Source organism: Brevundimonas mediterranea (assembly GCF_014196125.1).
Classification (GTDB): domain Bacteria; phylum Pseudomonadota; class Alphaproteobacteria; order Caulobacterales; family Caulobacteraceae; genus Brevundimonas; species Brevundimonas mediterranea.
In genome coordinates, this window is record NZ_JACIDA010000002.1 from 214956 (window position 1) to 234883 (window position 19928).

Genomic DNA, 19928 nt, shown 5'->3' on the forward strand with positions numbered 1-19928 from the left:
AACAGGCTCGTTATTATAATATGTATGATGTTTACAAGAGCCATTTCCGGTCCGTCAATGCCACTCCCGAGATCGACGTGAGCGCCGCCGTGACGCGGCGGTGTTTCGCTGTCGACCTCCACGACGACCCGATCCAGATTGCGCGTTACCGCGAGTGGCATCGTGTCGGCGGCCCGCCTCAGGCCGTGACCGACGCCATTCGCGCCGACGATGTTCGCGACCTGGAAATCTGGCTGGTCGGCGACCGCATGTTCATGATCCTGGAACAGGGGGACGCCTATGACGCCGCCGCGAAAGCCGCTCGCGACTCCGCTAATCCCGATGTCCAGGCCTGGGACGCCCTGATGCGGACCTTCCAGAAATCGCTCCCCTTTGCGCCCGAACACACCTGGGTCGAGATGGCTCGCATCTACGCCCTCTCCGAACAGCCCTTCCCCAAGACTGAAGAGATCCTCCCATGACCGACACGCTTGAACTTTCGCACTGGATCGGCGGCGAAAAGGTCTCCGGCGCGTTCGCCGGCGAGAGCCTGAACCCGTCGGACACGCGGGATGTGGTGGCGCGCACGCCCAGGGGCGGGGCGGCCGAGGTGGATCAGGCCGTTCAGGCGGCTCGCGCGGCCTTCCCCGGCTGGTCCGACGCCTCGCCGGAAGTCCGCTTCGACGTGCTGGACAAGGCCGGGTCGCTGATCATGGAACGCGCGGCCCAGATCGGCCGCCTGCTGGCCCGCGAAGAGGGCAAGACCCTGCCCGAGGGCATCGGCGAGACCATGCGCGCCGCCCGCATCCTGAAATATTTCGCCGGCGAGGCGCTGCGCGTCCACGGCCAGAACCTGGCCTCGACCCGTCCGGGGGTCGAGATCCAGACCTATCGCCAGGCGGTCGGCGTGTTCGGCCTGATCACGCCGTGGAACTTCCCCATCGCCATTCCGGCCTGGAAGATCGCGCCCGCCATCGCCTTCGGCAACACCGTCGTCATCAAGCCCGCCGGCCCGACCCCGGCGACGGCCGAGGCCCTGATCGCCGTCCTGCATGAGGCCGGCCTGCCCAAGGGCGTGGTCAATATGGTCATCGGCGACGGCGACGTCGGCCGCGCTATCGTGGCCCATCCGGGCATCGACGGAATCAGCTTCACCGGCTCGCAGGCCGTGGGCGCCGGCGTCGCCGAGGGCGCGATGAAGCGTCAGGCCCGTGTCCAGCTGGAGATGGGCGGCAAGAACCCGCTGATCGTGCTGGACGACGCTGACCTGGACCGCGCGGTCGCCGTCGCCCTGGACGGCAGCTTCTTCGCCACCGGCCAGCGCTGCACCGCCTCCAGCCGCCTGATCGTTCAGGATGGGATTCACGACCGCTTCGTCGCCGCCCTGGCCGAGAAGGTCGCCGCCCTGCGTGTCGGCGACGCCCTGGACCCCAACACCCAGATGGGCCCGGCGGTCAGCGAGGCCCAGCGTGAAACCTCGTACAAATACATCGACATCGCCAAGGAGGCCGGCGGCCGGATCGTCACCGGCGGCGAGCGCCCGAACTTCGACAAGCCCGGCTGGTATGTTCAGCCGACCCTGATCGCCGACACGGTCGCCGACGCCCGGATCAATAACGAGGAGGTCTTCGGCCCCGTCGCCTCGACCATCCGCGTCGCCAGCTATGAAGAGGCCCTGGCCGTCGCCAACGGCGTCGAGTTCGGCCTGTCGGCCGGCATCGTCACCCAGTCGCTGAAATACGCCCGCGACTTCCAGAAGAACGCCCGCGCCGGTATGACCATGGTCAATCTGGCCACCGCCGGCGTCGACTATCACGTCCCGTTCGGCGGCTCGAAGAAATCCTCCTACGGCTCCCGAGAACAGGGCTTTGCGGCGGTGGAATTCTATACCCAGATCAAGACCAGCTACTCGGCTGGCTAGAGGTTTGGAGGTCTACAGCTTCGGTACGAATCCAGGCTCAACCTGAGCCATCCGCACAGCGCCGCAGCACGACGCGCTGTGCGGTCCCGGGCGAAGGATCGAACGTTCTAGCGCTGCGGTTCCGCTGTGAGGAAAGCTCAGTCATCAAAACAGGCACTTGGGCATCAACGGGAAACCCTAGGGTTCGAGCTCGATGTCCCAGTAGAGATAATCCAGCCAGCTCTGGTGCAGATAATGCGGCGGAAAACGCCGGCCCGCTTCCTGAAGCTGCCAGGCGTTGGGGCGATAGGGTTCGCGGCGGATCGGCATCATGGCCTGGCGCGGGGTGCGGCCGCCCTTGGTCAGGTTGCAGGGGCCGCAGGCGGCGACGATATTCTCCCAAGTCGTACGGCCGCCGTGCGAACGCGGAATGACGTGGTCGAAGGTCAGCTCGGTCGATTCCCCGCAGTACTGACAGGCGAAACCGTCGCGCAGGAAGACGTTGAACCGGGTGAAGGCGGGGTTTCGATCCTGATCGACATAGGTTTTCAGCGCGATGACGCTGGGCAGTTGCATCTCTACGGACGGAGAGCGAACCACCTTGTCATACAGCGACACCACGTCCACCCGGTCCTGATAGACCGCCTTGACCGCCTCTTCCCACGGCCAGAGCGACAGAGGGTAGTAGGACAGGGGGCGGAAGTCCGCGTTCAGGACGAGGGCGGGAAAGCCCGAAGGCGCTCGATGGAGGACCTGCATCAGGCCCTCCCGGTCGGCGCGGGGGGTATGGAAGCTACAGGATTGAAGACGCGTCTCCTTCCTTAGTCCGAGGCGTTCAGCCTAATCCCGATTCGAAGACGCCGCCATGACGAACAGGCGACGAACCGTTCAATTTCGTTCTGGAAAGCCCGGCAGGGTCCAGCCCCAGCGCAGGGCCCCCGCCCGCAACATGAAGCCGGCGACGGCGGCGACGATGGCGGCGGGCCAGATCGGCGCCTCGGGAATCCGCAGGACGATGTAGAGGGTCGCCGCCAGTATGGCTGCGGTCACATTGATCTCGCGCCGGAGCAGGATCGACGGCTGGCCCGCCAGGGTGTCGCGCACCACCCCGCCGAAACAGGCGGTAAGGGTGCCCATGACGATGCAGATCAGCGGGTGGGCCCCGGCCGCCTCCGCCTTGGCCGCCCCCATGACGCCATAGGCGCCCAGGCCGATGGCGTCGAGCCACAGCAGGGCCCGGAACCGCCAGTCGCGCTGTCCGATCAACCAGACGACCACCGCCGTCACCAGGCAGACCGCCATATAGCGCCAGTCCTGCACCCAGAAGACCGGCAGGCCCAGCAGCAGGTCGCGCAACGTCCCCCCGCCGACACCGGTTATGGCCGCGAAGAAGGCGAAGGTGACCACGTCGTGCTTCTCGCGCGCGGCGGCCAGGGCGCCGGTGGCCGCGAACACGGCCACCCCGGCGAAATCGAGCGCCGCGAGCACCGTCTGCGGATTGCGCAGCGGCTCGGTCAGGGCGGGGTCGAGGGGGGTCACGCGCTCAGATCCTCCAGCACGATGTCGCCGCGCCGAACGCCGCCATACCATCCCCACAGCAGATGCGCCGCCACCCCGCGATGGGGCCGCCAGATCTCGGCGCGGGCATAGGCCTGTTTCTCGTTCGGGCGCAACTCGGCCCGGTCGGCCCAGCGCATGGCCTCCTGCAGGGCCACGTCCCCGCCGGGAAAGACGTTCAGCCGCCCCTCGCAGAACATCAGATAGGTCTCGGCCGTCCATTTGCCGACGCCCTTGATGGCGGTCAGGGCGGTGATGGCGTCGTCGTCCGACAGGGTCTGCATATGGTCCAGATCGACGCGCCCCTCGACCTGGGCCAGGGCGATCTCGCGACCGTATTTGGCCTTCTGTCCCGACAGGCCGAAGGCGCGCAGGGCCTCGATGTCGCGCGCCAGCACCGCCTCGGGCGTCACCGTCCCGCCCAGTCCCTCGACCGTACGCGCCCAGATGGAGGCGGCGGCGGCCACGGACACCTGCTGCTCCACGATCATGCGGAACAGGCCCTCGTAACCGCCGGGCCGCAGCCGCCATTCGAAGGCCGGCGTCTGGGCGTGGGCGCGCGCCAGGGCGGGATCGGCGACGGCAAGGGCCTCGCGCGCGGCGGCGATGTCCTGGGATGTGGGCGGGACGGGCATTCCTCCTGCTTACGGCCCATACGCAAACTCGGAAAGAGCGGGGGGCGCCGTTGGCGTCCGGAAACCGCTAAGGATTGCAGAGATGTTCGCCACCCGTTTCGCCCCCTCTCCCACCGGCCGCCTGCACAAGGGCCACGCCTTTTCGGCCCTGACCGCCTGGTCGGCGGCCAAGGCGGCGGGCGGGCGGTTTCTGCTGCGGATCGAGGACATCGATCCCACGCGCTGCCGACCGGAACATGAGGCCGCCATTCTGGAAGACCTGGCCTGGCTGGGGCTGGACTGGGAGACGCCGGTCCGACGCCAGTCGGATCATCTGTCCGACTATGCCGCGGCGATCGAGGCCCTGAAGGCGCGGGATCTGTTGTACCGGTGTTTCCGTACACGGAAAGAGATCCTGGACCGGATCGGCGATGCGCCGCACGGGGCGAGCGAAACGGTGCGGCCGGGGCCGCATCCGGCCGAGGAGGAAGCCCGTTTCCTGGCCCAGGGGCGGCCTTTCGCCTGGCGACTGTCGCTGGACCGGGCGCGCGAAACCCTGGGCGAGGCGACGTGGACCGGGCTGGTCTTCATCGAGCAGGGGGCCGGCCCGGATGGAGAAACCGGCGTTGTGCCCGTGCGGCCCGAGACGGCCGGGGATGTGGTGCTGGCGCGCAAGGATGCGGGCGTCGCCTATCATCTGGCCGTGACCCACGATGACGCCTTGCAGGGGATCGACCATGTGATCCGGGGGCAGGACCTGTTCGAGGCCGCCCATGTGCAGCGCCTGATCCAGGCCCTGATGGGCTGGCCCGCCCCTGTCTATCGCCACCACCGCCTGCTGGCCGGGCCGGACGGGCGCCGCTACGCCAAGCGGGACCAATCCGTAACCCTGGCGGAGCTGAGGGCGGGCGGCATGACGGCCCAGGCCCTGCGCGCCGAACTGGGGTTCAGTCCCGACGGCTGAAGATGCGCGAAGCGCCATAGCCGGTCAGGGCGGCCAGAACCACGCAGAGGAGGCCGTACAGCCACGGCCGCCGATGGGCGAACTCGTAGATGTCGCGCTCGATGCCGACCTTCTCGACCGTCAGGGTCAGATTGGACACAGACCGGGGCTCGCCGTCCTGGAACAGCCAGACCTCAGCATAGTATTTCCCGGTCGGGGCGACGGTCGGCAGTTTGACCTCGGCCCGGAACAGGCCGCGATCGACGAACTCGACTCCGTCAGGATCGGTGTCATAGAGGGCCGCCGCCTCCTTCAGCCGGATCACGGCGCGGCGCCAATCCAAGTAGTCGTCGCCCAGACGGCTGACGACCACGTCGCGCACCCCGTAGCGGGTCACGGTGCCGACCTCTTCCGGCGCGTCGATGCGCAGATGGTCCACCCCGACGCCCAGCCGACGCAGCTGGCCGAAGTCGGCGATGTCCGACAGGGGCCGGGTCGAGGCGGTCATGTAGAAGCCGGGCGCCCCTTCGAACAGGACCGGGCGGCTGTTCAGCCAGACCCCCATGTTGCGGGTCTTCTTGACCAGGCGGACCGGGGCGTCGGGGCCGCGCACCACCACGACCACATCGACCGGATCCGGCGTCGGATTGAACACCGCGCCATACAAGACGATGGAGGCGCCGGTGAAACCGGAATCGACGTGGACCTGGGCGTCGGTCAGGGCGGCGGCGACGCGCAGTTCGCCCGTCGTGGCCTCGGACCGGTCGGGGGCCGGCGCCGCGACGGCGGCCGCCTCGATGGGGGGCGCCTCGATGGCCGGAGGGGGGGGAGGAAGCGCCTGCATCAGTCCGACACCCCCGGCGCGAGCAGGAAAATGTCGCTGGGCCGCACGAACAGCTCCAGCCCCATCTGGATGCCGACCAGCAGCACGATCAGGCCCAGGGCCGCGCGCAACTCCTCGGCCCGGAACCGACCCGCGAACCGGGCGCCGATCTGGGCGCCGACCACCCCGCCCAGCAGCAGGATGGTGGACAGCAGGATGTCGACCGTCTGGTTGCGGCCGGCCTGGAGAATGGTGGTGATGGCCGTGGTGATGATGATCTGGAACAGGCTGGTGCCCACCACCGCCCCGGCTCGCATCCGCAATACATAGAGCATGGCCGGCACCAGGATGAAGCCGCCGCCGACCCCCATGATGGCCGACAGGACCCCGGCGAAGACGCCCAGGCCGAACGGCGGCAGGGCGCTGATATAGAGGCCCGATTTGGGGAATTTCATCCTAAGCGGCAGGCCGTACAGCCACAGGGGACGGCGGCGGTCCTTGCGCGGCGGGGGCAGGCCGCGACGCCGGCGCAGGATCTCGGTCAGGCTTTCGTGCAGCATCAGCAGGCCGATGGCGCCCAGGAAGACCAGATAGGACAGAGCCACCACCAGATCGGCCTGGCCCAGCAGGCGCAGATAGCGGAACAGTTCGACGCCCGCGATCGCCCCGGCGGCCCCGCCCGCGGCCATGACGCCGCCCATCTTGAAATCCACCGCGCCCTGGCCCGCATAGCGGATCACGCCGGATGTGGAGGAGGCGACGACGTGGCTGGCCTGACTGGCGACGGCCACGGTCGGTGGAATCCCCATGAAGACCAGGATCGGCGCCATCAGGAAGCCGCCGCCGATGCCGAACAGGCCCGAGACGAACCCGACCACCGCCCCCAGAATCACCAGGGTCGGCCAGTTCACCGAAACCTCGGCGATCGGCAGATAGATGTCCAAAGGACGCGCCTTCGGCTGGAGCGGAACGGGAGACGCCGAACGGCGACAGGGTGTTCTTTAGCGACGGGGACGGCGCGCCGCCACCCGTGCGCGAAAGGTTTGGCGGCCTAGCCTCGGCCCTGCGCCGGGCTTTGGACCTGCTGCTGCACAAAAGCGTCGGCGGCGGTGCGGGCGGCGCGCTGGGCGGTGGCGGTGGCGGCGGGACGAAGTCGGGTGACGGCCGCCTGGGCCTCGCTGTCGCCGCCGCGCGCAGCGATCATGTACCATTTCAGGGCTTCGGTCGGGTTCTTCGCCACGCCCTCGGCGCCGGTCTCATAGATGCGGGCGACATTGTACTGGCTGTCAGTCAGGCCCCGCTCGGCCGCCCTGAGCAGCCAGATCAGCCCCTCGGCCTGATTGGCCGCGCCGCCGTCGCCTTCGTACAACTGCATGCCGTACAAATGCATGCCGCCGGGATCGCCGGACTCGGCCGCGCGGCGGCCCCACCGACGGCTCTCGGCCGGATTGGCGGACACGCCGTTTCCACCCATGAGATAGAGCTGACCCAGATAGGTCTGGGCCGGGCCGTACCCCAGGTCGGCGGCGCGCTTCAGTTCGTCCACGCCTTCCAGGTCGCCGCTCTCGATCCGATTCACGGCCCGTTCGAACTCGGCCGCGCCGGCGTCGACCGTGGGTACGGCGTCCGTCGGCGTGATCGCCATGGCGATCGGGGTTTCGCTGGAGGCGGAGGCGGGCGTCCGGGTCGAACCCGGCAGCCCCGGCAGTTCGAGATCGGGCAGTCCCGACCCGTCGGCTAGGGTCAGAGACGCATACGCCCCGCCGGTCAGGGCCACAGCCGTGACCGAGGCCAGGAAGGCCTTCTTGACCGTCGACCCGTCCCTGGCCGCCTGCTTGTCCAGCCGCTCCTGAAGCTTGGACTTGCCGCCGCGCTTGGGCATCAGGCCGAAGCCCTGGCGGGGCGCTTCCTCGGGCGCCGCCGGCGTCGTCATGGCCGCCCGGGCGGCGTCGATGGTGCTGCGGGTCGAGGCCGCGCGACCGGCGGCGGCGGCGGCGCCCATGCTGGCGCGCAGACGGCGGGGATCGACGAATTCGGTGTCGTCGGCGAAGTCGTCGTCGCCATCCAGCAAGGCGTCGCTCCGGCCTTGAACGGGGCCTTGAACGGCGTCCTGATCCGGAGCCTGACCGTTCGGACGCGGCTCCGACCGGGTCGAGAAACCGGATGCGGTGGCCTCCAGCGCGTCATCGACGTCGGCGCCGCCGAAACCGCCGAAGGGCTGGATCCGGGCTTCGCTTTCGACCGACGCCGCAGAAACCGGAGCCGGATCAGGCTCGGGCCGGAGCGGCTCCGACGCCAGTGTAGCGGGCGTCGACGCCGTCGGCATCGACGGGAAGGGCGTCGCCATGGCCGCATCCGGCGACACCGGGTCGATCGACCAGTCATCCTCGACGTCGAAGGATTCTTCGGGGAAGACGGCGGCACGCCAGTCCGGCTCGACCGGCGCCGAGACGGCGGCGACCGCTGCGCGCTCGGCGACGGCGCGGGGCGCGGGCGCGGGCGCAGGCTCGGCCTCAGGGATGTCCAGCTGCAGGTCGCGAGCCGCGACCGGCTTGCGCGTATCCATGCTCTCGCGGGCCTCGGCCAGCAGGCGGGCGGTGCGCTCCTCGCTCATCCGCATCCGCTCGGCCAGTTCGCCGGAGGCGCGGTCGTAGCGCTGTTCGATCTTGTCCGAGCTTTCGGACAGGCGGCGGGCGATGTCGTCCAGCGCCTGCTGCGAGCGGCGTTCGGACTGGGCGATCCGGTCGCTCAGCTGGTCCGAAATCCGGGTGATCTCGCCGCCCAGCTTCTCGAGCGCCAGGGCGTGACGGTCGTCGCTGGCGGTCAGGCGTTGATCGACGCGATCGACGTGGCGCGCGAACTCCTGGTCCATTCTGGCCGCGTGACGCGACAGATCGGCCTCGACCTTGCGGCCGACCAGGTCGGTGACGCTGCGGGTGACGGCCTCGGCGCGGCCGATGGCCTCGCGTTCGACCGTCTGGACCCGGGCGTTCAGGTTCTGGGCGATCTTCAGGACTTCGCGGCCCATGGCCTCCAGCCCCTGGGCGCCCTTGCGCTCGGATGCGTTCAGCTGGTCGCCCACGCTGCGGACCGCCTGTTCGATCCGGTCGATGCGCGCGCCGGTCTCGGCGGCGTCGAGCCGCTGCATCATCTCGGCGCGGTTGAACTCGATCTGGCGCGACAGGGTCTCGGCCAGCTTCTCGAACCGGGCGGCGTCGCGCACGCCCTCGGGCTCGACCCGCCCCTCGGCCGCGCGCATGCGCTGGTCCAGCTCGGCGAAGGAGCGCTCGAGGGTCTTCAGCGCCTCGGTGGTGCGGCTCTGGGCCTGGTCCAGACGCGCGCCGACCTGGGCCAGCAGGTCCGTGCCGACGCCGGGACCGGCGGCCTTCTCGACCGCCTCCATGCGCTGACGCAGTTCCGAGACGCCCGACCTCTGGCGCTCCTCGATGTCGTACAGGCGGCCGGCCAGGGCGCCCAGCGACTGCTCGACCTTCCCGAAGGTCTCCTGGGTCTGGGGGCCGGTGTCGCGTTCGAAGGCGCGCAGGCGACGATGGCCCTCACGCAGTTCCTCGGCGATGTCGTCGATACGGCGGGCCTGCCCCTTGGTCTGGGCGTCCTGGCCGTCCAGCCGGCGCACCAGGCCGGACACGGCCTGGTCCACGCCCTGAATGGCGACAGTCGAGCGACGTTCGGCGGCCTCCAGCCGGGCGGCGATGGCGTCGATCGAGGCGCTGACCCGCTGCCAGCCTTCGTCCGAAGCGTCGTAGGCGTCGTCGAGACGGCGGCTGCGACCGCGACGTTCGAACATCTCGGGGCCGGCCGAGCGACGCGGCAGGGTGGCGTAACCCTCGTCCTCGTCTTCCATGATCATGGAGTTCAGCCATTCGCCCAGGGTCATGCCCGAGCGGCGCGCAAGATCCTTGGCGACCTCGCGGGCCTTCGGATCAATACCCTTCACGCTCCAAGGCGCCGCTGCGCTCACTGATTCGGCTCCCGACCCATGGGATGGAGGCTATAACGCCAATATCGAGGGTGTAAACGTGTGGTTAACCGCAAGATGTTGCGCCGACTCGTCAGCCTGTGGACATCTCGTCGGATGGGAGGCTTTTGGGCGCGACGTGGTTAATGACGGATTAAGATTAAGGACCTGGTAACCGGTTCGGCTTGCGTCCCTGCTCCGGCTGCGCCAACTGCGGCCCATGAGCCTGACAACCACTCTGATCCTGCTGGGCGCGGCCCTGGCCGTCATGGTCTTCGCCGGCTGGCGCGGCGCGCGGCCGCCCGACCCGTTCAAGGGGCCGCGCATGGTCCCCTGGCGCTTCATCATGCTGGGCGCCGCGGCCCTGGCCATGCTGCTGCTGATCCACCTGGCCACCCTGTTCGGCGCAGAACGGCCGCCCTGGGTGCCCGGTGTTTAGGAACCCGAGCGAGGCCTGACGGTTGATCCTGCGAACCCCAGACAGGAGACGCATCATGGCCGACAAACTGACCCCCGCCGAGGCGGAAAAGGAATTCTGGAACAGCCTGAAGGAGTCCAACACCGGCATGCTGGGCCTGGATCAGGCCGGCTATCACCATCAGCCCATGACCGGTTTCGGCGAGCCGGAGACCGGAACCATCTGGTTCTTCACCCGTGACGACACCGATTTCGCCCGCGACGTGGCGGTCGGCGGGCAGCAGGGCATGTTCTGCTATCAGGCCAAGGACCAGAAGGTTCAGGCCTGTATCCACGGCGACCTGTCGATCGACCAGGACCGCGCCCGGATCGACAAATACTGGAACCCCGTCGTCGCCGCCTGGTATCCGGACGGCAAGGACGACCCGCACCTGACCCTGATCCGCTTCAACGCCGAGGACGGCCGGGTCTGGGTCTCGGACAAGGGCGCGCTGGGCTTCGGCTATCAGGTCATGAAGGCCAATCTGACCAAAACGACGCCCGACGTCGGCGGCGTTTCGGACGTGAACCTGCAATAGGCGGGCGTCTCGACCGAGGTCATCTCCGGCGTCAGACTGAATTTGCGCGCGTCGGAGGCTCCGGCGCGCGCATTTATGCGCGCGTTTCGGCGACGGCCTGTTGTCCGTCCCTCGACGGCGTCCAGCTGTTCAGCGCCTGCTGAAACAGCCGGGCGGCCAAGGCGTCGCTCATCGGGGCGGCGGCGATGCGGGCCGCTTCGGCCGCTCTCAGGCCTTCGATCTCGCGGCTGAGGAAGCGAGCGGTTCCGGCGGGCCCGGAGGCGCGCTCGGCCCGGTCGGCCGCGATCTGTTCCGGAGAGGCCAGGGGTTCATCGTCTGCGGGGGGCGCCTGAGCGGGGTCAGAGCGGAGGCTTTCCATCAACTGTCGGATCTCGGCCTGGCGCTCGGGGGACAGGCTGGAGACCTGGGTCGGCTGAAGCGTTCGCATTCGGCCAGCGACAAAATCGTCGATGGACAGCGGCTGATCGCGATCCGAACCCAACCGGGCCATGACGACGCGGTCGCTCCTATAGCCGGCGTCATAGGCCGCCGCACGGCGCAGATCCGCCGCAGCCTCGCGTTCCGACCTCGACACCAGACCGTCGCTGTCTGTGTCGGTCTGGGCGAACCAGTCGGCAAGATATTCCTGATCGGAAATGGATTCCGACCCGGACTGGGCCTGGATCAGGGCGTTCAGGGTGTCGGCGCCGAAGGTGTCGGCGGGGGTCATCTCGGCGCGGGTGACGCGACCGTCCGCATCGGCGTCGAAGGTTTCGAAAGCCTTTGAAACCTTGGTGTTTCCAGCATCGACGGCGCTGATTTCGTCGAGGGTCAGGGCGTCGTCGCCGTCGATGTTCAGGCGGTCGAACAGCTTCTGATAGAGCTGTTGCGTGAGGGTGGAACCCGCAGCGGAAATCGTGGTCATGGCCTCAGCCTCCCCAGGGCGCGACAAGCGTGACCGTAAGGAAGCAAGAGCCGGACCGCCCGCAGGGCGGTCTCGACGACACTCAGAACAGCGGCGTCAGCCCGCGAAACACCAGGCCAGAACCGCCTTCTGGGCGTGGATGCGGTTTTCGGCCTCGTCCCAGACCAGGGAGCGGGGGCCGTCGATGACGGCGTCGGTGACTTCCTCGCCCCGGTGGGCGGGCAGACAGTGCAGGAAGACCGCATCCGGATCGGCCAGGGCCATCAGGGCCTCATCGACGGTGTAATCCTCAAACGCGGCCAGACGCGCCTCATAGTCCTGGTCGCCCATCGAGACCCAGGTGTCGGTGACGACGACGTCGGCGCCCTTGACCGCCTCGCGCGGGTCGCTGGTCAGGGTCACGGCGTTTCCGCCCTTGGCCAGGTCGCGCAGGTCGGGGTGATATTCCGCCGGACAGGCGACATTCAGGTGGAAGCTGAACCTGGGCGCCGCGTGCATGAAGCTGTGGCAGACGTTGTTGCCGTCGCCGATCCAGGCGATGGTCTTGCCCGAGACGGGGCCGGAATGTTCCTCGATCGTCTGCAGGTCAGCCAGGATCTGGCACGGATGCGACCGGTCGGTCAGGCCGTTGATCACCGGCACGGTCGAGACCCGGGCGAAGCGCTCGACGTCCTCGTGGCTATTGGCGCGGATCATGACGGCGTCGACCATGCGCGACAGGACACGGGCCGTGTCCTCGACCGGCTCGCCCCGGCCCAATTGCATGTCGGAAGCGGTGGCGATGATGGCGGCCCCGCCCAGCTGGCGGATGGCCGCGTCGAAGCTGAAGCGGGTGCGGGTCGAGTTCTTCTCGAAGATCATGGCCAGGACCCGGTCCTTGGCCGGCGCATCGGCGTCAGGACGACCCTGGGGCCAGCCCTTGCGGGCGGCCTTGCGGGCGTGGGCGTCGTCCAGGATGGCGCGCAGATCGGCGGCGTCCAACAGATGGATGTCGAGGAAGTGCCGGACCATCGCCTAACTCCGCTCCTCCCCGCGAAAGCGGGGACCTGATGCTTTGGGCGACAGGCGCCCGATGTCTGCTACGTCCGCCGGTCCCGCCTATCGCAAGGCCTGGGGCCCCGCTTCCGAGGGGATAAGCGATCTGAAGGATCAGGCCGCCAGCTTTTCGCGCGCCGCTTCACAGGCGCCTTCGAAGCGGACGATGGCCTCGCGGGCCTCGTCCAGCGTCAGGTTCAGCGGCGGCAACAGGCGCACGCAATTGTCGCCGCCGCCGGCGATCAACAGCTGTTGCGTATCGCGCGCCAGGGCCATGAACTCGCGATTGTTCGGAACCATCTTGACCCCGATCAACAGCCCCTTGCCGCGCACGTCAGCGATCACGTCCGGGAAGCGGGCCTGAAGGCCGGCCAGCTGCTGCTTCAGATAGCCGGCGATGTCGTTGACGTTGGCCAGGGTCTCTGGCGTGTTGATCAAGGACAGCGCCTTCAGACCCACAGCCATGGCCAGGGGATTGCCGCCGAAGGTCGAGCCGTGGACGCCGACCGTCATGCCCGAGGCCGCCTTGGCCGACGCCAGGCAGGCGCCGATGGGGAAGCCGCCGCCCAGGGCCTTGGCCACCGCCATGATGTCGGGCGACATGCCGGCCCATTCGTGGGCCCACAGCTTGCCGGTCCGGCCCATGCCGCACTGGACCTCGTCGAAGATGATCAGCACGCCGTGTTCGTCGCACAGCTCGCGCAGGCCGCGCAGGCACTGCTCCGGCATGGCGCGGCAGCCGCCCTCGCCCTGGACCGGTTCGACGATGATGGCGGCGGTCGTGGGATTGGCGATGGCGGCCTTGATGGCGTCGTGGTCGCCCCACTTCAGCTGGTGAAAGCCTTGCATCGGCGGGCCGAAGCCCTCGGTGTAGCTGGGGTTCGCAGCGGCGTTGATGGCGCCATAGGTGCGGCCGTGGAACGAGCCGTCAAAGCCGTAGATGTCGATCCGCTCGGGCGCGCCGTTGGCGGCGTGATATTTGCGCGCCGTCTTCAGCGCGCACTCGACCGCTTCCGTGCCCGAGTTGGTGAAGAAGACCACGTCGGCGAAGCTCGACTCGCACAGGGCGTCTGCCAGGGCTTCCTGGCCCGGGATGCGGAAGATGTTGGACACGTGCCACAGCTTCTCGGCCTGGTCCTTGACCGCCTGGACCAGTTCGGGGTGGGCGTGGCCCAGGCCGTTGGTCGAGATGCCGGCGACGCAGTCCAGATACTCGGTCCCGTCGGTCGACCACAGGCGAGCGCCTCGGCCGCGTTCCACTTCCAGCGGCGCGCGATTGTAGACACCCATCAGATGGTTCGTGGACACGGGACTAAGACCTCCAAAAGCGATACGGCCCCGTCGCACGCGCGACGGAGCCGGATTTATACGGACAAGCCTTGTCGGATGAGTGACAGGCTTAGTCAACACCGGCGCCGAGGACGCCCCGCGCGCGAACATCGGCGACGATGGCGCGCACCGTCGTGATCTGATGCGCATCCAGAACCCGCAGCGGCAGGATGAAGTTGGTGTTGGGCGAGGCGGCGAAGATCAACCGGTCTTTTTCCTCCACCACCGCGACCACGCTGCGCCAGCCGACCCGGCTGTCGAAGTCCGCGCTCGAGACTGTCACCGCCTGATTGTCGATGCGCCAATCGACGGGCCGTCGTGAAATCGGGACGGCCCGGCTCATGGCCATGACCTTGCCGTGAGCGAGGGCGGACAGGCCAATGAACCCGTACAGAGCGATCAACTGCAGGGCGAAAATCCAAGCCATGCGGTCGGACGGAACCTGCAGGCTCAACCCCGCCGTCGCCAGCATCACTACGACGAAGAACAGCATCGGCAGATTCGCCCAGCGCCGGACGGCCGGCCAAGCCTTGAAGGCGGCCCGGCCTTCCCTGGGTGTCGGCTGGACGCCGCGAACCTCGACAACGGCGGTCATTGACTTTCGGTTTCAGCCTTGAGCGCGGCTTCGGCGGCCTGGATCTCGACCAGTCGCTTGTCCAACGCCAGCCCCAGGTCGGCGAGGAACAGACCGAAGCGGGCCACATCGACGCCGTTGATGTAGGACAGCCTGTCTTCGGTCGAATGGATGCGCTGGAAGACCGGCGGGACGAAACCCTCCTTCAGGCCGTTGTCCTTGCCGCCGTTGAAGGCCAGCCACATCTGATGGGCGCCCACCGCGTCCTGTGTCCCCATCGACACGACCGGCACGCCCGCCGCCGAGAAGACGCGGTCGTCGCTGGGCGGATAGTTCGGATAGGGCATGCAGTCGAAGCCGCGCTCGGCGCACAGGCTGCGCAGGGTCTCCAGCACGAAACCGGACTGATCGCCGTTGTTCTCGCCGTACATGACCGTCTCGCCATAGGCCGCGACGTCGGCGTTGACGACAGCGGCGATCCGGTCCTTGCCGTGCTTTTCCAGGAAGGCCTTGGCCCCCAGCAGGCCCAGTTCCTCCTGATCGGTGAAAACGAAGACGAAGCGGTGGGCGACCGGCTGTCCCTCCAGCCCCATCTCCAAGGTCTTGGCCGCCTCCATCATGGCCATGACCGATCCCACATTGTCGACGACGCCCTGGGACAGGGTTCCGTCGCGCAGCTTCACCGCATCATAGTGGGCGGTCAGCACGATGTCCTTCGCGCCCTCGCCCACCGTCACGACGAGGTTCGCGCCCTCCATCGGACCGGTGGCCTGATTGCCGCCGGCGAAGACCTGGATCTCTGGCGTGAAGCCCAGGCGGGTCAGCATGTCGACCAGGACCTGGGTCCGTTCGGCGTTGGTGGGCTTGATGAACTGGGCTGCGCCGGCGGCGATGTCGGGGCGGTCGCCGGCCTGGGGCGTGGCTTCCTGGGCCAAGGCCGGGGCAAGGCCTGGAACGGCGGCGAACAGCGCCGCAGCGGCGACGAGCGAACGGAACAGCATGGCGGACCTCTCAGGGAGCGATCCCCCAGAGTTAGCCGCTGATCCAGCCGTGCGCCAGCGACGCCTGCGCCGCCAGACCGCTCCCTCGGCGACGACAGCGATCAATGATCGGCGCCGGCCATGTGACGGACCCGCACCCTCACCGCCATGATCTGGATGCGCTGAATGTCGATTCGTCCTAGGAAACGGGCATGAACGACCGTCTCCACGCCTTCGAGGCCATCGACAACTTCCGGGACTATGGCGACTACGCCACGGCGGCCGGGCGACGCGTGCGCGCGGGCCGTCTGCTGCGTTCGGGCCATCACGCCCGCGCCAGCGACGCGGATCTGGAGCGGCTGAAGGGGTTCGACCTGGGGGCGGTGATCGATCTGCGACGGCCGGGCGAGCGACGGGACCAGCCGTCGCGGCGGCCCGACGGCTTCGACGCCCTGGTGATCGAGGGCGGGATCGACGACGGGGCCGACGCGCCCCACAGCGCCTTCCTGAAGACCGAGGACCTGACGCCCGCCTCCGGCCGCCGCTTCATGGAGCGGACCTATCGGTCCCTGCCCTTCGACGCCTCGCACATCGACGTCTTCAGCCGCTACTTCCATAGCCTGGGCGACCAGGACCGGCCGGTGCTGGTCCATTGCGCGGCGGGCAAGGACCGGACGGGGTTCCTGGCCGCCCTGACCCATCATCTGCTGGGCGTGCATCGCGACGACATGGTCGAGGACTATCTGCTGACCAACACCGCCGTCGATCTGGTCGGCCGCGCCCCGTCCATCGCGCGGCAGCTGCACAAGATGACCGGCCGCGTCGCCTCTGATGACGCTGTCGTGGCCTTCCTGGGGGTCGAGCCCGCCTATCTGGAGGCCGCCTTCGCCGAGGTCGAGGCGCGGCACGGATCGCTGGACGCCTATCTGGACCAGGTCCTGGGCGTCGACGCCGCCCTGCGGGCGCGGATCGAGGCGCGGCTGTCGGCGTGAGCGACGCCCTGTCCCATGTCGCCGTCCAGGATCATCCGTGGACGGATCCTCTGGATGTGGCGGCCGGGATCGGCGGGGCTGACGGCGCCCTGGCCCTGCTGTCCGATGGAGGACCGGGCGGACGCTGGTCCCACGTGGCGACGGCGCCGGACCGTATTCACTTGGGCGCGGTCGAGGCCGATCTGTTCGACCCTTTGCGCGATCCGGCCTGGGGCGCGGGGACGGTAGGGCTGGCCGCCTATGACGCCGGGGCGCGGGCGGCGACGGGCGACCGGCCTCAGGTCTGGCCCGACCTGATCCTGGCCCGCTACCCGGCGATGCTCAGCTTCGACCATTTTCAGCGCCGGGTTTGCGCCATCGGCCGGGGGGCGACGGCATCACAAGCCGAGGCCGCCGCCGCGCGCGCCGCCGGGTGGCTGGCGGTGGCGATCACGCCCAAAACCCCCGCCGCCCCTGCCGAAGCCTTCGTGGCCGAGGCGGATGGCCAAGCCTATCGCGACGCCGTCGCCGAGGTCGTGGCCCGCATCGCCGCCGGCGAGCTGTTCCAGGCCAATATAGCCCGCGCCTGGGGCGGAGAACTCAAGCCCCAAGCGGATCCGTTCGACGTCTTCCTGCGGCTGCAACCGGGACGGGCCTCGCCCTATGGCGCCTTCTGGCGGATCGGCGACCGGGCCCTGGTGTCCAACTCGCCCGAACTGTTCCTGGCCTTCGACGGCGAAAGCCGGCGCATCGAGGCGCGGCCGATCAAGGGCACCCGCGCCCGGTCGGCCGACCCTGTCGAAGACGCGGCCCTGGCCGCCCAGCTTCAGGCCAGCGCCAAGGACCGCGCCGAGAACCTGATGATCGTCGATCTGATGCGCAACGACCTGGCCCGCGCCTCGCGCGTGGGATCGGTGGCGGTCGAGCGGCTGTTCGCGATCGAGAGCCATCCGACCGTCCATCATCTGGTCTCGACCGTCGTCGGCCGGGCCGAGCCGGGGGTGACGCCGGCCGATCTGCTGGAGGCGACCTTCCCGCCCGGTTCGATCACCGGCGCGCCCAAGCATCAGGCCATGAAGGTGATCGCCGACCTGGAGCCGCCGCGCGGCGCCTGGTGCGGGTCCCTGTTCATTCTGGAAGAAGACGGGGGCCTGACCGCCTCGGTCCTGATCCGCACGGCCGCCTTCGAACGCCGAGACGGGCGCTGGAGCTTCCGCACCCTTGCGGGGGCCGGGATCGTGGCCGACAGCGACCCGCAAGCGGAACTGGCCGAAACCGAGGTGAAGATTTCAGCGTTGAAGCGCGCCCTGGTCGGTCAGCAATCCGAACAGGTGATGACGGTCGTCTCGCGCGGGTTCAGATAGGCCCGACGGGTGAACTCCGCCGCCGGCATGAACTGCTGGAAGGGCGAAGAATATTTGTAATAGGCCTCGGCGACGATGATCGAGTCCCCGTCGGCCGGGAACATGTCGGCCGGAATACCGGCGTCGGCGATGACCAGAGGCTTGTTCATCTTCGTGCCGGCGGCGCCGTCGGGAGTCCAGCTTCGGCTCCAGTTCAACGTATATTTGTTGGCGGAAACACGGGTCACGCTGCTGACGCGCTGTTCCATGGAGGTTGAGGCGAACGGCGTCATGATCGCCGGCCCGACCTCGAAGATGCTGTTTATGTCAGCCTTGGTGATGGTTCGCGACTGGGAGACCAGGTCCGCCACGGCCGAGGCGGCGTGGCTGGTGCGCTTCAGGGCCATATAGCCTTGGCACAGGTCCACCATGCCTGCGTAGAACAGGAGCATGACGGGTGCGATCAGGGCGAACTCCACCGCCGATACGCCGCTTTCATCGCCGGCCAACCGCCGGATCAAGGATCGGGACATCAGAAGGGCTCGTTGCGGAAGGCCGTGGTCGAGGAGATCATGATCTGTCCGGGTCCCGCGCTGCTGACCGCCTGGGTCAGGGCTGGAACGATCATGGGCTGCTTGTACCAGAGCCGAACGATGATCAGATTCTGGCCGACCCCGCCCTTGAAGTCCATTTGGGACAGGTCCACCACCCCGTCCTTGTCCCTGGGCGGATCGATGTCGTCGGAAAAGCTTGTGACGACGCGCACGTCGATCGTCGCCCGATCCGCGCAGTCGCTCTTGAACACGCTCATCTGATCGCAAACGGCCTGTTTGAAGGCGGCCTTGTCGAATTTCTTGGTCTGGGCCTCGCCCGTCCGCACCAACCGGCTCGCTTCCAGCACGGCGTTTTCCGCCACCGCGTCGATCATGAACACCAGGCCCAGTTGGAAGATCGAGAACAGGAGCAGAAAGAAGGGTGTGGCCACCAGGGCGAACTCGACCGCCGCCGCGCCTTCGCGCGACCTGCGGGCCGGGCCCGCCTTGAACCGACGACGATGAGGCATGTCCACGAAGGTCAGGGCGTGGGCGTGGCGCCGGCCGTCGAGGCGGTGGCGCGGACACTGGGAGCGCAGGAGGCGCTGCAGGCCATTTCCGTCGCCTGACCGCCGCGCCAGACGCGAACCGAACCGGTCGAGCCGCCCGTGACGACGATCTCGCGCTGGAACAGGGTGCGGCCCACGCCGTCCACCGCCACCACTTCGGTGACGCCGTACCCCTTGCCGACGATGAAGAGGGTGTTGGCGTCGACCACGGTGACGTCGGCGATCTGCGGATTGCCGACGATGACGGACGAGGCCGCCCCGTTGAGCTGGACGCGGGCCGAGCGATCAATCTCGACATTAAGGGCGCCGCTCTGGGCCTGGGCCGGAGCGGCGGCGAGCGGCGCGACCATCACGGCGGCGGCCAATACGGCGATGGAAAGGCGGGACATCGGCGGCTCTGAACAACAACGCGCATGAACGCGGACGCGCGCATGATGTCCCAAGGAGTCTCAACAAAGGCTGAAGCGGTTTGAATCGAATTTTCTTTGGTAAATCCAAGGGTAACCAAAACTCGTGACTCAGCCTTAACGAGCGTCAGGCATCTTCATCCTGCGTTTGGGGGTCAAGCGGGCTACCGGCTCCCCCCGCCAAGTTGCTCGCTAGACATTTTATCAAAAGGGAACACTCCATGACCAAGTTCATCTCGCGTTTCGCCAAAGACGAATCGGGCGCCACCGCCATCGAATACGGCCTGATCGCCGCCCTGATCGCCGTCGTGATCATCACCGTGCTCGGCACCATCGGCACCAACCTGAACACCAAGCTTCAAGCCGTCGCCACCGGCCTGGAAACCAAGAAGTAAGACGGTAAACGTCTTGAAATCGGGAAAGGGCCGGAGCGCAAGCTCCGGCCCTTTTTCTTTGTCCGATGGCAACGCGGCTTTAACAGGCGATGTGCCAC

General features: G+C 68.1%; 22 protein-coding genes. 8 read left to right on the forward strand and 14 right to left on the reverse strand.

Annotation, left to right across the window (positions count from 1 at the left end):
• Positions 1-20: 20 nt before the first annotated feature.
• Positions 21-461, forward strand: coding sequence for an L-rhamnose mutarotase (locus GGR11_RS09950; RefSeq protein WP_183196608.1), 441 nt, complete (start codon positions 21-23; stop codon positions 459-461).
• Positions 458-1900, forward strand: a complete 1443-nt coding sequence (locus GGR11_RS09955; RefSeq protein ID WP_183196610.1) for an aldehyde dehydrogenase family protein — start codon at positions 458-460, stop codon at positions 1898-1900. The genes GGR11_RS09950 and GGR11_RS09955 overlap by 4 nt, the downstream gene beginning before the upstream one ends.
• 177 nt (positions 1901-2077) lie before the next feature.
• Here the strand turns inward: GGR11_RS09955 and GGR11_RS09960 are convergent, their stop codons facing one another.
• From GGR11_RS09960 to GGR11_RS09970, 3 genes are all read right to left on the reverse strand, one after another.
• A complete protein-coding gene (locus tag GGR11_RS09960) occupies positions 2078-2638 on the reverse strand; it encodes an HNH endonuclease (protein WP_183196612.1) in 561 nt (186 codons plus the stop codon).
• A 129-nt stretch (positions 2639-2767) separates the two neighbouring features.
• Entirely contained in the window at positions 2768-3418 is a 651-nt protein-coding gene (locus GGR11_RS09965; protein ID WP_183196615.1) for a trimeric intracellular cation channel family protein, read from the reverse strand.
• Entirely contained in the window at positions 3415-4071 is a 657-nt protein-coding gene (locus GGR11_RS09970) for a DNA-3-methyladenine glycosylase family protein (RefSeq protein ID WP_183196617.1), read from the reverse strand. The genes GGR11_RS09965 and GGR11_RS09970 overlap by 4 nt, the downstream gene beginning before the upstream one ends.
• Positions 4072-4153: 82 nt before the next feature.
• Between GGR11_RS09970 and gluQRS the strand changes: the two genes are divergently transcribed.
• On the forward strand, positions 4154-5014 hold the full coding sequence (gluQRS, locus tag GGR11_RS09975) for a tRNA glutamyl-Q(34) synthetase GluQRS (RefSeq protein ID WP_035308718.1): 861 nt from the start codon (positions 4154-4156) through the stop codon (positions 5012-5014).
• On the opposite strand, the gene GGR11_RS09980 is transcribed toward gluQRS, so the two are convergent.
• The 3 genes from GGR11_RS09980 to GGR11_RS09990 all read right to left on the reverse strand — a co-directional run bounded on the left by GGR11_RS09980 (position 4998) and on the right by GGR11_RS09990 (position 9798).
• Positions 4998-5837, reverse strand: a complete 840-nt coding sequence (locus GGR11_RS09980; protein WP_183196619.1) for a TIGR02186 family protein — start codon at positions 5835-5837, stop codon at positions 4998-5000. The genes gluQRS and GGR11_RS09980 overlap by 17 nt on opposite strands.
• Entirely contained in the window at positions 5837-6760 is a 924-nt protein-coding gene (locus GGR11_RS09985; RefSeq protein WP_183196621.1) for a sulfite exporter TauE/SafE family protein, read from the reverse strand. The genes GGR11_RS09980 and GGR11_RS09985 overlap by 1 nt, the downstream gene beginning before the upstream one ends.
• Positions 6761-6867: 107 nt before the next feature.
• A complete protein-coding gene (locus GGR11_RS09990) occupies positions 6868-9798 on the reverse strand; it encodes a hypothetical protein (RefSeq protein WP_343051118.1) in 2931 nt (976 codons plus the stop codon).
• 217 nt (positions 9799-10015) lie between these two features.
• Between GGR11_RS09990 and GGR11_RS09995 the strand changes: the two genes are divergently transcribed.
• A complete protein-coding gene (locus tag GGR11_RS09995; protein WP_035308724.1) occupies positions 10016-10234 on the forward strand; it encodes a hypothetical protein in 219 nt (72 codons plus the stop codon).
• Positions 10235-10289: 55 nt separating this feature from the next.
• Positions 10290-10790 (forward strand): pyridoxamine 5'-phosphate oxidase family protein, encoded by a 501-nt coding sequence (locus GGR11_RS10000; protein ID WP_183196622.1) that lies wholly within the window; start codon positions 10290-10292, stop codon positions 10788-10790.
• Positions 10791-10863: 73 nt separating this feature from the next.
• On the opposite strand, the gene GGR11_RS10005 is transcribed toward GGR11_RS10000, so the two are convergent.
• From GGR11_RS10005 to GGR11_RS10025, 5 genes are all read right to left on the reverse strand, one after another.
• Positions 10864-11694, reverse strand: a complete 831-nt coding sequence (locus tag GGR11_RS10005; protein WP_183196624.1) for an EF-hand domain-containing protein — start codon at positions 11692-11694, stop codon at positions 10864-10866.
• A 96-nt stretch (positions 11695-11790) separates the two neighbouring features.
• On the reverse strand, positions 11791-12705 hold the full coding sequence (gene argF / locus GGR11_RS10010) for an ornithine carbamoyltransferase (protein WP_183196626.1): 915 nt from the start codon (positions 12703-12705) through the stop codon (positions 11791-11793).
• 138 nt (positions 12706-12843) lie between these two features.
• On the reverse strand, positions 12844-14061 hold the full coding sequence (locus GGR11_RS10015; RefSeq protein ID WP_343051145.1) for an aspartate aminotransferase family protein: 1218 nt from the start codon (positions 14059-14061) through the stop codon (positions 12844-12846).
• Positions 14062-14128: 67 nt separating this feature from the next.
• Entirely contained in the window at positions 14129-14653 is a 525-nt protein-coding gene (locus GGR11_RS10020) for a YcxB family protein (RefSeq protein WP_183196630.1), read from the reverse strand.
• Entirely contained in the window at positions 14650-15633 is a 984-nt protein-coding gene (locus tag GGR11_RS10025) for a M28 family metallopeptidase (RefSeq protein WP_183196632.1), read from the reverse strand. The genes GGR11_RS10020 and GGR11_RS10025 overlap by 4 nt, the downstream gene beginning before the upstream one ends.
• A gap of 191 nt (positions 15634-15824) precedes the next feature.
• On the opposite strand from GGR11_RS10025, the gene GGR11_RS10030 reads away from it, so the two are divergent.
• Positions 15825-16604 (forward strand): tyrosine-protein phosphatase, encoded by a 780-nt coding sequence (locus GGR11_RS10030; protein WP_183196635.1) that lies wholly within the window; start codon positions 15825-15827, stop codon positions 16602-16604.
• Complete coding sequence (locus tag GGR11_RS10035; protein ID WP_183196637.1) at positions 16601-17947, forward strand: chorismate-binding protein; 1347 nt, start codon at positions 16601-16603, stop codon at positions 17945-17947. Before GGR11_RS10030 ends, GGR11_RS10035 begins: the two co-directional genes overlap by 4 nt.
• Here the strand turns inward: GGR11_RS10035 and GGR11_RS10040 are convergent.
• Genes GGR11_RS10040 through GGR11_RS10050 form a run of 3 tightly spaced genes read right to left on the reverse strand, consistent with a single transcriptional unit; the run spans position 17899 to position 19417 of the window.
• Entirely contained in the window at positions 17899-18459 is a 561-nt protein-coding gene (locus GGR11_RS10040; RefSeq protein ID WP_183196639.1) for a TadE/TadG family type IV pilus assembly protein, read from the reverse strand. The genes GGR11_RS10035 and GGR11_RS10040 overlap by 49 nt on opposite strands.
• Positions 18459-18989 (reverse strand): TadE/TadG family type IV pilus assembly protein, encoded by a 531-nt coding sequence (locus GGR11_RS10045; RefSeq protein WP_221205242.1) that lies wholly within the window; start codon positions 18987-18989, stop codon positions 18459-18461. Before GGR11_RS10045 ends, GGR11_RS10040 begins: the two co-directional genes overlap by 1 nt.
• An 11-nt stretch (positions 18990-19000) precedes the next feature.
• Positions 19001-19417, reverse strand: a complete 417-nt coding sequence (locus GGR11_RS10050) for a pilus assembly protein N-terminal domain-containing protein (RefSeq protein ID WP_183196643.1) — start codon at positions 19415-19417, stop codon at positions 19001-19003.
• 239 nt (positions 19418-19656) lie between these two features.
• Between GGR11_RS10050 and GGR11_RS10055 the strand changes: the two genes are divergently transcribed.
• On the forward strand, positions 19657-19830 hold the full coding sequence (locus GGR11_RS10055; protein WP_183196646.1) for a Flp family type IVb pilin: 174 nt from the start codon (positions 19657-19659) through the stop codon (positions 19828-19830).
• The last annotated feature ends 98 nt before the right edge of the window (positions 19831-19928 follow it).